Consider the following 12,288-nt stretch of genomic DNA (forward strand, 5'->3'; position numbering starts at 1 on the left):
CATTCATTGACGCTGCAGGATCGCCAACCACTCCTTGCCCTGGCGTTTTTCGATGGAATCTTCACATTTTTCAAGGTTGCGGATGGAAAACCGTTCGCTGAAATGATGGAGGATGTCGTCGGCGGTGGTGTTGAACGGCGGCCCGCCCTTTTCTCCCGTTTCGTAAAACAATCCGATCAGCAATCCGCCGGGTTTCAGGATGCGGTGGGCGACGTCCGCATAACCGGCGCGCAGATCGGGATGAATGGCGCAGAAAAACGTCTGTTCCAGGAACACATCATAAAGCGAATCGTTTTCGCCGCTCAGTGAAAAGAAGTCTGCATGGATCACCCTTGCATCCACTCCTGCATTTTGCAGATGGGTGCGGAGTCGCTCAACCGCCCCGGGAGCGACATCCACCGCGGTCACATCCATTCCGTGCCCCGCAAAGAACTTCACTTCATGGCCCTGCCCACACCCGGGAACGATCATGCGGCCCGGCGGCACGCGCCCGTCTTCCCACAAACGCACGAAGGGGGGCGCGACTTCACCCAGGTCCCAGGGCATATCGCCGTCGTCATAATGTTTCTGCCAGTCCGCGTGTGTGTAACCGTCGCCGGTCAAGTCTTCCAGCTCGTCGCTCATGATTGGGCATCCTTTGCACAGCGGAAACCGACGTTGATATAGCGCGTGTCCGGCTCCTTGTAATCGCGGTAGGCGTGCGCCTGCAACTCCGGCGGTCCGCCCCATCCGCCGCCGCGCACCGATTTCAATGTGCCCGCATCGGGCCCACGCGGATTTTTCGCCGGGGCGATTTTGTAGTAATCACGGCTGTACCAGTCAGACACCCATTCCCATACGTTGCCGGTCATGTCGTACAGGCCGAAGGAGTTGGGTCTCCGCTGGCCCACCGGCTGGGTGCGGCCTCCGGAGTTGTTGCCGTACCACGCATAAAAATCGATGAGGTCCTTCCCCCAGTGATAGGGAGTCTGGGTCCCTCCCCGTGCGGCCTTTTCCCATTCCGCCTCAGTGGGAAGGCGTTTGCCCACCTTGCTGCAATAGGAAACAGCCTGGAAATACGTCACTTTCTCCACCGGGCACAGTAAACAACCTTTGAAATAACTGGGGTTCTCTTTCATCACCTCCAGATACTGCAGCTGCGTCACTTCGTAAACATCGATATAGAACGCATCCAGGTACACCTTGTGCGCGGGAGCCTCGTTTTTGTTGACCCCGTTGCGTCCCATCACAAACTCCCCGGCGGGAACTTTCCTCATGGTAGACAGCCTTTTCAGTTCTTTTTCTTCAAATTCTTTTTTCTGGCGAAGCAGTTCCAAAGCTTTCAGAGGGTCCACGGTCTGGACCGCCTGAGCCAACGGCAGGAACCCCAACAGGCCACAAAGCATTCCCATTACCAATATCGTTCCACGTGCGTTCACAGAATCCACCCACTTTCCTTGAAATGGTCCACGATAAACGAAATGGCCGATTGCGCCATGGCTTCCACCGCCTCCTTGGAATTGCCCCCAATGTGCGGCGTGGCAAACAGGTTGGAACAGTCCAGCAGTTCCGCATCTTCCGGCGGCTCCAAGGCGAAAACGTCCAATGCAGCACCGGCAATGTCACCATTCATGAGCGCACGCTTGAGGGCCTTTTCGTCCACGACTTCACCGCGGCTGGTGTTCACCAGAAACGCCGACGGTTTCATTTCCCGAAACGCCCAGGGATCGATCAGGTTTCGCGTTTCATCGGTCAGGGGGACATGCAGGGTGACGATGTCCGATTCCTGGATCACCGTGTCAAAATCCACCTGCTGGGCTCCCATGTCAGCACAGAACGAATGCTTGTTCAGAATATCACGAACGAGGATGCGACAGTCAAACGGTAGCAGAAGCCGCACTACGTCGGAACCGATATGGCCGCAACCGATGACCCCAACGGTTTTCCCCTCCAGCATGACGCCTCCTGCTTTTTCCCACTGCCCCTGTTTGAGCGCGCTTCCGGTCCGAAACACGTTGTGGCACAGGCCCAGTATGAAGGCCAGGGTCAGCTCCGCCGCCGAGCGCCGGTTGACCCCCGCCTTCCAGCCCAGGCGCACCCCTCGCTGTTCCATGGCCGGGATGTCCAGGTTATCCAGTCCGACGCCGTACTTGGCGACCAGGCGAAGTTGAGGCAATGCCGCGAGCACTTTTTCGGTCAGGGGATCGCGACCGATCAACAATGCCTCCACTCCATCGCAAAACCCGATCAGTTCGTCTTCGGTAAGGTACCGGCCGGAATCATTGAACCGCACGTCGGGAAACAGGTCGGAAATACTCTTGCGCAGGAAGGGAGATTTGCTGATCGCGGGGGGAGTCACCGCCACGCGGGATGCATTCCCGGAAGTCATCAGCGCACCAGTTGATGGACGATGGAGGTGCCGGCCAGGAAGGTTCCGGCGGCGGACCCCAGGTTGGCGAAAAAGAAGATGAGGAACACCCGCACCACGCGGTTTTTCCACCACATGGACCACTGCGCGATGTCTGACCGCATGGACTCGAAATCTGCAACCCGAGGTTTGCGGATGAAGGATTCCACGATGCCCACCACCATGCCGGCCCCGATGGTGGGGTTGAGTGAGGTGATCGGAGCCGCGACAAACGCGGTGAGAATGGACAACGGATGCGCGAACGCCAGCGCCGCACCCAGCGCGCTCAGGCTTCCGTTCAACACCACCCACGTGAGGATGAGGTCGGTGCCGAGCTCCGGCGAGCGCATGTACCCCACGGCGAACATACTGATGATAAACAGCCCGATGCCCCAGCCGACGTAATACCCCACCCGGCCGGGAGGCGGTTTCCGATCAAGCTCTTCCACCACCTTTGTATCCGGGGGCGACTGGAACGCCGGCACCATGCCGATCAGGTGGCCGGCGCCGACGAGGGCCAGAATGTTCTTCGGTGCATCGGGGGTCTCGGCCAGCTTCACCAGTTTTCCCACCATGTACTGGTCGCGTTCGTCGATCAGCACTTCCTTGATCTCCGGCAATTCCTCACCGAATTCTTCTACCAGCGACTGCAACATGTCGCCTTCTTTCAGATTTTCGATTTGTTCTTCCGTGACCTCTTCACCGACAAAAATGCTGGCGATCATGCCGCCGACCAGTTTCAATTTCTGCCAGAACCCCACCCGCCGGTACATGCGCTGGAGGGTGGTGGTGATATCGCGGTCGATCACCTCCAGCCGCAGATTGTGCTCCTTGGCGAGATCAATGGCCCGCGCCATTTCCTTGCCCGGTTCGATGCCCAGCTTGTCCGCCAGTCGCCGCTGGTAGGCGGAAAGCGCCAGGTTGATGAGCAACAGCGATCCCTTTCCGCTTTTCAGGATCTGGTAAATGTCGAGGTTTTTCCACCACGACTGGTTGACCATGTTTTCGTATCGTGGCGGGCACAACTCGACCGCAACACAGTCGTAATCGCCGGTACGGATCTTTTCCTCAACCAGTTCCACGCTTTTCTGCGAAACGTGGGCGGTGCCGAGGAGGGTGATCGTGGTGCCGTTGTGGTGGAGGGTTTTGATCACATCTGCATTGGAGGCGGCTTCCACAAAATCGTTTCCTTCGCGGGTTGGAGGTGTCGTAAACTGTACCGAAGGCCGCCCTCGCTTTCTTTCCGCGGGCACCGGCGCCGGAAAACCTTCCGGGGTCCGCCGTGCTGAAGATCGTCCGGGGAGGACGCTGGGCTTCCAGGGTTCTGAAAAGTCAGAGTTTTCAGGTCCTTAATGTAACACACTTGCCAAAAACCAGACAATAACGCAATTCCGCATATGCAACCCTTTCAATTGAAAGCCGATTTTTCCCCTTCCGGGCACCAGCCACGGGCCATCGAACAGCTGGTCCGGCAGTACACGGAAGGCGGTCACCAGACCCTGCTTGGCGTCACCGGATCCGGAAAAACCTACACCGTCGCCAACGTGGTTGAAAAACTCCAGCGGCCGACCCTGGTGATCGCCCACAACAAAACCCTTGCTGCCCAGTTGTACAACGAGTTCAAGGATTTTTTCCCTGACAACGCAGTGGGCTACTTCGTCAGTTATTACGACTACTACCAGCCGGAAGCGTACCTGCCCACCACCGACACCTACATCGAGAAGGACGCCTCGATCAACGACGAGATCGACAAGATGCGCCACGCAGCCACCCACGCTTTGTTTGAACGACGGGATGTTCTTATCGTCGCCAGCGTTTCGTGCATTTACGGCCTCGGTTCGCCGGAGGCGTACCACGGGATGCTGTTGTTTCTGGAACGCGGCATGGAAACCGACCGCGAACGGGTCCTGCGCAAGCTGGTCGACATCCAGTACAAGCGCAACGACATCGATTTCCAGCGCGGCACCTTCCGCGTGCGGGGGGATATCGTCGAAATCCTGCCGGTGTACGAACGCAACGAGGCGGTGCGCATCGAGTTTTTCGGGGACGAAATCGAGCGGCTCTCCACGTTCGACCCCCTGACGCTGGAGACGCTGAATGAAATCGATCGCATCGCCATCTACCCGGCCAGCCACTACACCACGCCGAAAGACCAGCTGGAGCGGGCCATCTCCGACATCCAGGACGAACTTCGCGAACGCATCCAGTATTTCCGCAGCCAGAACCTGCTCATTGAGGCCCAGCGCATCGAACAGCGCACCATGTTCGACCTGGAGATGATCCGCGAGATCGGATACTGCCAGGGTATCGAAAACTATTCGCGGCACTTGATGGGACGAGACCCCGGAAGCCCGCCGCCCACCCTCCTCGATTACTTTCCGGACGACGCCCTGTTCGTGATCGACGAAAGTCACGTCACCATCCCGCAATTGCACGGCATGTACAAAGGGGACCGCGCGCGCAAGGAGACGCTCATCCGTTACGGCTTCCGCCTGCCCTCGGCCTTCGACAACCGGCCGCTGAAGTGGGAGGAATTTTCGGCACGGCACAACAGCCTGCTATATGTCAGCGCCACGCCCGGCTCCCACGAACTGGAGCAGTCCGGGGACAAGGTGGCCGAATTGATCGTGCGGCCGACGGGACTGGTCGACCCACTGATTGAGGTGCGTCCGGTGAGTGGACAGGTGGACAACCTGTACCACGAAATTGTCCAACGCGCCGAGCGCGACGAAAGGACACTGGTCACCACCCTCACCAAGCGCTTCGCCGAGGATTTGACCGAACATTTCACCGAGATGGGATTGAAGGTCAAGTACCTGCATTCGGACATCGTGACCATCGAGCGCATCCAGATCATCCGCGAGCTCAGGCTGGGCGAGTTCGACGCATTGATCGGCATCAACCTCCTGCGCGAAGGGCTGGACATCCCCGAGGTGTCGCTGATCGCCATTCTCGACGCAGACAAGGAAGGGTTTCTGCGTTCCGCCACCTCGCTCATCCAGACGTCAGGCCGCGCCGCGCGCAACCTTTCGGGGCACGTCATCATGTATGCCGACAAGGTGACCCCCGCCATGCAGCAGGCAATCGATGAAACCGGGCGCCGCCGCGCCATCCAGACGGAATACAACGAACTGCACGGCATCACACCGACCTCCATTCAAAAATCGATCAAGGACACGATGGGCGACTGGGAACGGCACACGGTAGTGCCCATGGTTCAGGAAGAAGAGGAAGAATACATGGCAGGCGGCAATGTGCTGGACTTCATCGCCCAGCTGGAAAAACGCATGCACACCCACGCAAAGAATCTCGAGTTCGAAAAGGCGGCGGAGTTGCGTGACCGAATCAAAACGCTTCGGCAGAAAGAACTGGAATTCGGTTCCTGACCCCAAAAGGGAATGCGGTGGTCAGATGTCCTTCACCGCGCGTCCGGATTCCCGGCTGGTGCCCGCCATTTCCGGAGGCAGGCCATCGGGCGTTGAGGGTTTGTCCAGCGTATTGACCTTATTATAGGCTTCAATGATCTTGCGCACGAGGGGAGCGGCCACCTTGCCCCCGGACCCTCCGTGTTCGAGGATCACCGCCACGCCGATTTTGGGATTGTCGTACGGTGCAAACCCGACGAACCACGAGTGGTCACGAAACTCAAACGGGATGTCTTCTTTCTCCTCATATTTGGTGAGCGCGCTCAATGCGACCACCTGTGCGGTGCCCGTCTTTCCCGCTACCTTGATCTTCCTCGAACCCGCGCGCCGGCCGGTGCCTTTCTTGTCATACACCACTCCCAGAAGGGCATTGCGGATCACATCCAGTACATGCGTCCTGGGTTGAAGCTGGGCGACCTGTTCCGGTTCCGGTGCAGTGAGGACCCGGTTGTCCTTGTCCTTGATCTGCTTGATCAGTATGGGACGGAACAGCTTGCCGCCGTTGGCAATCGCAGAGATCAGCCTCGCCTGCTGGATGGGCGTCACCAGGTTGTAACCCTGACCGATGGAGGCGGCGATGGTATCGCCGGGCAACCACAGTCCCCGCTGAGTGGTGGTTTTCCATTTGACGGTCGGCACCAGCCCGGGCCTCTCCCCGTTCATGCGCACCTGCGTGAAATCGCCCAACCCCATCTGCCGCGCGTACTGGGCAATGCGGTCCACGCCGAGTTCATAACCGATGTGGTAAAAGAAAACGTCACAGGACTGGACCAGGGCATCGTACAAATTGACCTGCCCGTGCCCGCTTCGTTTCCAGCAGTTGAATCGCCCCTTGCGGGGGCCGAAGGAGAAAAAACCTGGACAATTGTATTTCGTGTCTTCCTGGATGATCCCTTCTTCCATCGCCGCGTAGGCGGTCACAATCTTGTAAGTCGAAGCCGGGGGATACACCCCGTTCACGGCGCGGTTCTGAAGGGGGTTGTGGGACGCGGACTGCATCTGCCGCCATTCCTCCAGCGTGATGCCGCGCGCGAACAGGTTGGGGTTGAAGTCGGGCTTGCTGACGATGGCGATGACCTCCCCGTTGGTGACGTCCATCACCACTGCCGACCCGACAATGGGATTTTCCTTCGTACCGGTCATCAGTTTATCAACCACTTTCTGCACTTCGTAATCCAGAGTCAAAACGAGGTTGCGGCCGCTTTGGGGCGGAAGCTTGCGCAGGGTGCGTAACTGGCGACCCGCGACATCCACTTCGATTTCCTTGTAACCCTTTTTGCCGGTCAATTCCGACTCGTAGAACAACTCCAGACCGTACTGCCCGATCATGTCACCCATCATGTAATCGGCATCTTTCATGACTTGCAGGCGCGCTTCGGAAATTTCGCCAAGGTAACCCATGAGGTGGGAAGCAAGATGGTCGTGCAGGTAATTGCGGAGAGGCTCCACCTTGATCTGGACCCCGGGCAGGATACGGTTGTTTTCCTCAATGAACGCCACGACCTTTCGATCGATGTCCGCCCGCACGAGAACCGGCTTGAACGGACGCGACGTACGTGCGTCCTCAAGGACGCGGTCGATATCGAAATCCAAATGCCGTTTCAGAGTGCGTAGCGTCTGGTTGAGGTTTCCAGCGTCCTCCGGAGTGATGTACAGATTGTACGAGGGGCGGATGGAGGCCAGGACCGTGCCATTGCGGTCAAGGATCTTGCCGCGAAACGAGGGAAGGGAAACCAGGCGGACCCGGTTGTTTTCGGACAGGGTCTCAAAGTTTTCTCCCTTGAGGATCTGCAAATACCACACACGCATCCAAAGGACGAGAAAACACGCACCCACCAGAATGACGAAAATCCGTACTTTTCTGCGGACTTCCTCGGAAACGTCATGGCTGTAAAGATATTTGTTCACGAACCGTTCCCCATTCGAAACCCGTCAAAAACCAGGCCGCCGGACCCACCGGCGGCGGACCCAGTTGAGAAGATAAAATCCGGCGACCCCCACAACCGCGTTGTAGATCGTGAAGATAATGAGTGAGGGAAAAAAGACGCCGAATGCAAGATGAGCTTTAAATATGAATACGGACACGAGGTAAAAAATCATCCCATCGAACAAAGATGCAAGCGCGAAGAACGTGCCTGTGGGCCCAAACCCTTCCAGCACCAGTTTGCTTTTCAAGTTGGCAAACATAAACCCAATGAGTCCTTTTGACAGCGTATTGACCCCCAGCAGGTCACCGGAAAGGCAGTCCTGAAAAAATCCAAGGGCCACGGCCATGGCCACCCCGGCGTTTTCTTCAAAAATGATCGCACAATACACCGCCAGGATCAAAACCAGATCCGGTCGCACACCGCCCACGGAGACCGTGTCCAAAAGCGTGGTCTGGAACGTGAACAACAGCAGGAATGTCAACGCGATGCGCCACCACATGATTCAATCCTGGAGAAGGAGGACCAGCACTTCCTCCAGCCGGGCGAGGTCCGCACTGGGAGCAATGGTCACTTCCTGGAACAGGCCCTGCGTGGCCTTCTGAACCTGGATCACGCGACCCAAATGAAGTCCCTTTGGAAACACCCCGCCCAATCCCGAAGACAACACATCGTCACCCACCTCCACCCCGGCGTTTATCGGTACGTACTTCATTTCACACGAATCATCCCCGGTGCCCACCACCACCCCGGTGGCGCGATCCGCCTGAAACAGGGCGTCCACGGCACTGCGGCTGTCGGTAATCAGCATGACCTTTGCGGAGTTGTAACCGACCTGAATAATGTGCCCGACCACACCCTGCGCCGTGACCACTGGAAGGTTTTCGCGCAGTCCGTCATTCGACCCCTTGTTGATGACCACGGTCTTCGCCCACTGCGAGGCATCGTAGGCAATGACCGTGGCAACCACTGACGCCACTTTCGCCTCGGCCTGATATTGGGTCAGGTTGTAAATTCGGTTGAGGCGCGCCACCTCCTCTTCCAGTTCGGTTTTTTCCTTGATGAGGGTGTTGATGCGTTTTTTCAGATGTTCGTTTTCCTCCTCCGTCTTGATCAGGAGGAAGTAATCGTCGACGACGCCGGACAGGGCACGGGTGGTGTGGGTGACGGCGCCCTGGATGGGGCTGACGATCCAGAGAATGATTTTTTCGAAGAAGGTGGGATGGGCCGACCGCTTGATATTCACCGTCATGAGGAGGAGAGAAACAAAAACGATGGCGGCAAATACGACTGTTTTTTTTCTGTCTTTGAGTCCTTTTTTCACCACGTCACAGGGCGACTTTTTTCAGGAGTTTGGGGTCCGACAGGAGTTTTCCCACTCCGTTGGCCACAGCGGACAGAGGGTCCTCGGCAACCGTCACCGGCAGGCCCGTGGCCTCGCGAAGCAGGGTGTCCAGCCCGCGGATCAACGCCCCGCCCCCTGCCAGGACGACGCCCTTGTCCACGATATCGGCTGCGAGTTCCGGCGGGGTCCGCTCCAGCGCGATTTTCACCGATTCGACGATGGTCCCGAAAATTTCCTGCAGGGCTTCGGCAATCTCCTCGTCGGAAATGATGAGTGTTTTGGGAATGCCCGCCACCAGGTCGCGTCCCTTGACCTCCATGGTCTGCCGGGGCTCGGTGGGATAAGCTGTACCGATCTGGATCTTCACGCTTTCTGCGGTACGTTCCCCAATCAGCAGGTTGTATTTCTTTTTGACGTAATTGACGATGGCCTCGTCCATCTCATCCCCGGCCACACGCACGGATTTGCTGTAGACGGTGCCGGAAAGCGACATGATTGCGACTTCCGTGGTGCCGCCGCCGATATCGATGATCATGTTGCCGGTCGGCTCCTCAATGGGCAAATCCACACCGATCGCCGCAGCCATGGGTTCCTCGATCAGAAACACCTCTCGAGCACCGGCGGAATGGGCGGAATCGCGCACCGCCCGCTTCTCCACCTGCGTCACCCCTGAGGGAATGGCAATGATCACCCGCGGCGACACGAAGGTCTTTCGGTTGTTATGCACCTTGCGGATGAAGTGGCTGATCATCTGCTGGGTTTCTTCAAAATGGGCAATGACCCCGTCCTTCATCGGGCGGATGGCCTGGATGCTTCCCGGAGCCCGGCCCAGCATTTTCTTGGCCTCTTCCCCCACTGCCAGAATTTCCCTGGTGTGGCTGTTGATCGCCACCACCGAAGGCTCGCGCAGAACGACCCCCCGGCCCTTGACATAAACGAGAGTGTTGGCGGTTCCCAGATCAATGGCGAGATCGTTGGAAAACAGATCGGCGAATAAATTGAACACGCAGCTATCCTGTAGGAATGAGTGAAACCTATGTAAATACTTGTTTTTTTAGAACTTAATATATAACAAGCGTTTGCCGAAATTGCAAACAATAAAACGCAGGCATCCGGTACGGCCCTGCCCCGGATGCGGTACAATGGCTGGAAAAAGGTGGCAACTCCGCCGGGAATAAAGGCTTGCGAACCCGCAACGGGTTCTATAGTATGACAGGTCGATTTTAACATTATTTTTTAGGGACTTGGAGTTTTTGCATGCTGAATTTGATCCGACAACATGCGGATTCATGGATGATCAAGGGCATTCTGTGGTTGATCGTTCTCGCCTTCGTGGGCACCATTTTCTACTCCTGGGGTATGGGTGGCCCGGTGCAGGGCCGAAGTGGCCTCCTCGGGACCGTCAACGGAAAGAACATCACCCTCGCAGAATATGACCGTTCTTTCGAAAACCTGGTCAGTTTTTACCGCGACCAGTTCCAGAGCCGGTTTTCGGAAGACATGATCGAGAAAATGGACCTTAAGAACTCCGCACTCGAGGCTCTCGTCCAGAAAAAGCTTCTGCTCATGGAAGCTGAAAAGCAGGGAATTCAGATAAGCGATGCCGAGCTGGCGGACCGCATTCTTACCAACGCCAATTTTCAGAAGGACAACAAATTCAGCCGGGCCCTTTATGACCGGTTCCTCACTTTCAACCGTATGACGGCTCAGGAGTTTGAAGCCAACCAGCGCCAGTTCCTGCTGATGGAAAAGGTGGAATCCTTCATCAAAGACAACACGCAGGTTTCGGACGCGGAAGTCCAGGAAGCGTGGGCCAAGGAAAACCGCAAGATCAAGATCAAGTACGTGGAGTTTTCCAGGGATTACTATCAGTCACAAATCACTCCCACCGATGAGCAGCTGAAGCAATACTTCGAGGCCCACAAACGCGATTTTGAAGTACCCCTTCAGATCAAGGCACAGTATGTGAAGCTGAGTCCGGATCAGGTCATCGAGGATATCAAAGTCTATGATGAGGACATCAAGGATTACTACGAGGCCAACCAGGCGACCTACCTGATAAAAAAACGGTACAAGGCCAAACACATCCTCGTACGGACGGAACTCAACACGCTGGGCGGAGACACGCTGTCCACCGACGAAAAGGAAAAACGGCTGAACGAGTCAGACGCCAAGGCCAAAGCCAAAGCGGAAGATATCCTCAAGCAAATCAAGGAAGGTGGCAAGGCCTTCGAAGAAATGGCAAAGGAACATTCCGACGACAAGATGTCCGGCGCCAAGGGGGGTGACCTGGGGCAGTTTCCAAAAGGAACCATGGTTCCGGAATTCGAAGCGGCCCTGGAGACAATGAAACCCGGCGACATCTCCGGCCCGGTGCAGACCGCGTTTGGTTTTCATCTCATTAAACTGGAGGAAGTACACCCGCAACGCCTGAAACCGCTGGAGGAAGTGAAGGAAGAGATTGTTGAAAAACTGAAAAAGATGAAAGCGACGCAACGCATCCGCCGCATCGCTAAAAAAATCTACCAGTCGGCAGAGAAGGATCAGGATCTGTCAAGAGCGGCCGGGAAGTATGAGCAGACCACGAAGACCACCGGTTTCTTTTCAGGCAAGGATCACGATATTCCAGAAATCGGCGTGGTGCCGGAGTTTTTCAATACCGCGTTCACTCTCCAGGACAACGCGGTAAGCAACCCGGTCAATACGTTTGAGGCGTCATATCTGCTCAAAGTCGTCGAGCGCAAACCACCCTATGTTCCGGATTTTGAAGAGGTAACTGCGGAGGTGAAAGAAGCCTTCATGCAAAGCCGCCATCTGGAGGTGACGAAGGCAAAGTGGGAAAAGATGGCCCAGGAACTCGCCAGCGACCCCAACCTGGAAGCGTTGGCGGAAGCCAACACACTGATCGTCGAGGAGACACCGTATTTCAGCCAGGTGGACTCCATCCCAGGCATCGGTAATATTCAATCAATCAAAGCCAAAGCTTTCGATACCGAACCGGGAAAAACCACCCGGGGGGAGTCCCCGCAGACTTATTACCTGATCAAGGTCGTTGACCTGCAGGATGCCGACAAACCGAATAAAAAAGAAATTCAACAAACTTACCAGCGTTTGAAACAGGAAAAGGGCAACATTGTTTTCCGCAACTGGCTGGAAAATAAAAAAGCCGAGGCACGCATCCTGGTGGACAAAACGCTATTGTAAAAA

Annotated in this window: 10 protein-coding genes; 2 read left to right on the plus strand and 8 right to left on the minus strand. The window is 56.5% G+C overall.

Annotation, left to right across the window (positions count from 1 at the left end; all coding sequences use genetic code 11):
• Positions 1-3: 3 nt before the first annotated feature.
• From ACTRXA_RS10090 to ACTRXA_RS10105, 4 genes are read right to left on the minus strand one after another with little or no spacing between them, the layout of a single operon-like run.
• Positions 4-624 carry a methyltransferase domain-containing protein gene (locus ACTRXA_RS10090; protein ID WP_442427070.1) on the minus strand — a complete coding sequence of 207 codons (621 nt, stop codon included), beginning with the start codon at positions 622-624 and terminating at the stop codon, positions 4-6.
• Positions 621-1,427: a formylglycine-generating enzyme family protein gene (locus ACTRXA_RS10095; RefSeq protein ID WP_442427071.1), complete on the minus strand. Its 807-nt coding sequence runs from the start codon at positions 1,425-1,427 to the stop codon at positions 621-623. The genes ACTRXA_RS10090 and ACTRXA_RS10095 overlap by 4 nt, the downstream gene beginning before the upstream one ends.
• The gene (locus ACTRXA_RS10100) at positions 1,415-2,368 is read right to left on the minus strand and encodes a phosphoglycerate dehydrogenase (RefSeq protein ID WP_442427072.1); all 954 of its coding nucleotides are present in this window, start codon (positions 2,366-2,368) and stop codon (positions 1,415-1,417) included. Before ACTRXA_RS10100 ends, ACTRXA_RS10095 begins: the two co-directional genes overlap by 13 nt.
• Positions 2,368-3,564, minus strand: a complete 1,197-nt coding sequence (locus ACTRXA_RS10105; RefSeq protein WP_442427073.1) for a TraB/GumN family protein — start codon at positions 3,562-3,564, stop codon at positions 2,368-2,370. Before ACTRXA_RS10105 ends, ACTRXA_RS10100 begins: the two co-directional genes overlap by 1 nt.
• A 219-nt stretch (positions 3,565-3,783) precedes the next feature.
• On the opposite strand from ACTRXA_RS10105, the gene uvrB reads away from it, so the two are divergent.
• Entirely contained in the window at positions 3,784-5,772 is a 1,989-nt protein-coding gene (gene uvrB / locus ACTRXA_RS10110; protein WP_442427074.1) for an excinuclease ABC subunit UvrB, read from the plus strand.
• A gap of 21 nt (positions 5,773-5,793) precedes the next feature.
• On the opposite strand, the gene mrdA is transcribed toward uvrB, so the two are convergent.
• The 4 genes from mrdA to ACTRXA_RS10130 form a co-directional block, all read right to left on the minus strand.
• Positions 5,794-7,719: a penicillin-binding protein 2 gene (mrdA, locus tag ACTRXA_RS10115; protein WP_442427075.1), complete on the minus strand. Its 1,926-nt coding sequence runs from the start codon at positions 7,717-7,719 to the stop codon at positions 5,794-5,796.
• A 24-nt stretch (positions 7,720-7,743) separates the two neighbouring features.
• Positions 7,744-8,238: a rod shape-determining protein MreD gene (mreD, locus tag ACTRXA_RS10120; protein WP_442427076.1), complete on the minus strand. Its 495-nt coding sequence runs from the start codon at positions 8,236-8,238 to the stop codon at positions 7,744-7,746.
• A 3-nt stretch (positions 8,239-8,241) separates the two neighbouring features.
• A complete protein-coding gene (gene mreC / locus ACTRXA_RS10125) occupies positions 8,242-8,988 on the minus strand; it encodes a rod shape-determining protein MreC (RefSeq protein ID WP_442427077.1) in 747 nt (248 codons plus the stop codon).
• A 76-nt stretch (positions 8,989-9,064) separates the two neighbouring features.
• The gene (locus ACTRXA_RS10130; RefSeq protein ID WP_442427078.1) at positions 9,065-10,087 is read right to left on the minus strand and encodes a rod shape-determining protein; all 1,023 of its coding nucleotides are present in this window, start codon (positions 10,085-10,087) and stop codon (positions 9,065-9,067) included.
• Positions 10,088-10,338: 251 nt separating this feature from the next.
• Here ACTRXA_RS10130 and ACTRXA_RS10135 point away from each other — a divergent pair, with 251 nt between their 5' ends.
• Positions 10,339-12,285, plus strand: a complete 1,947-nt coding sequence (locus ACTRXA_RS10135; RefSeq protein WP_442427079.1) for a SurA N-terminal domain-containing protein — start codon at positions 10,339-10,341, stop codon at positions 12,283-12,285.
• Positions 12,286-12,288 lie beyond the last annotated feature (3 nt).

Source organism: Nitrospina sp. P1_D6 (assembly GCF_052156615.1).
GTDB lineage: Bacteria > Nitrospinota > Nitrospinia > Nitrospinales > Nitrospinaceae > Nitrospina.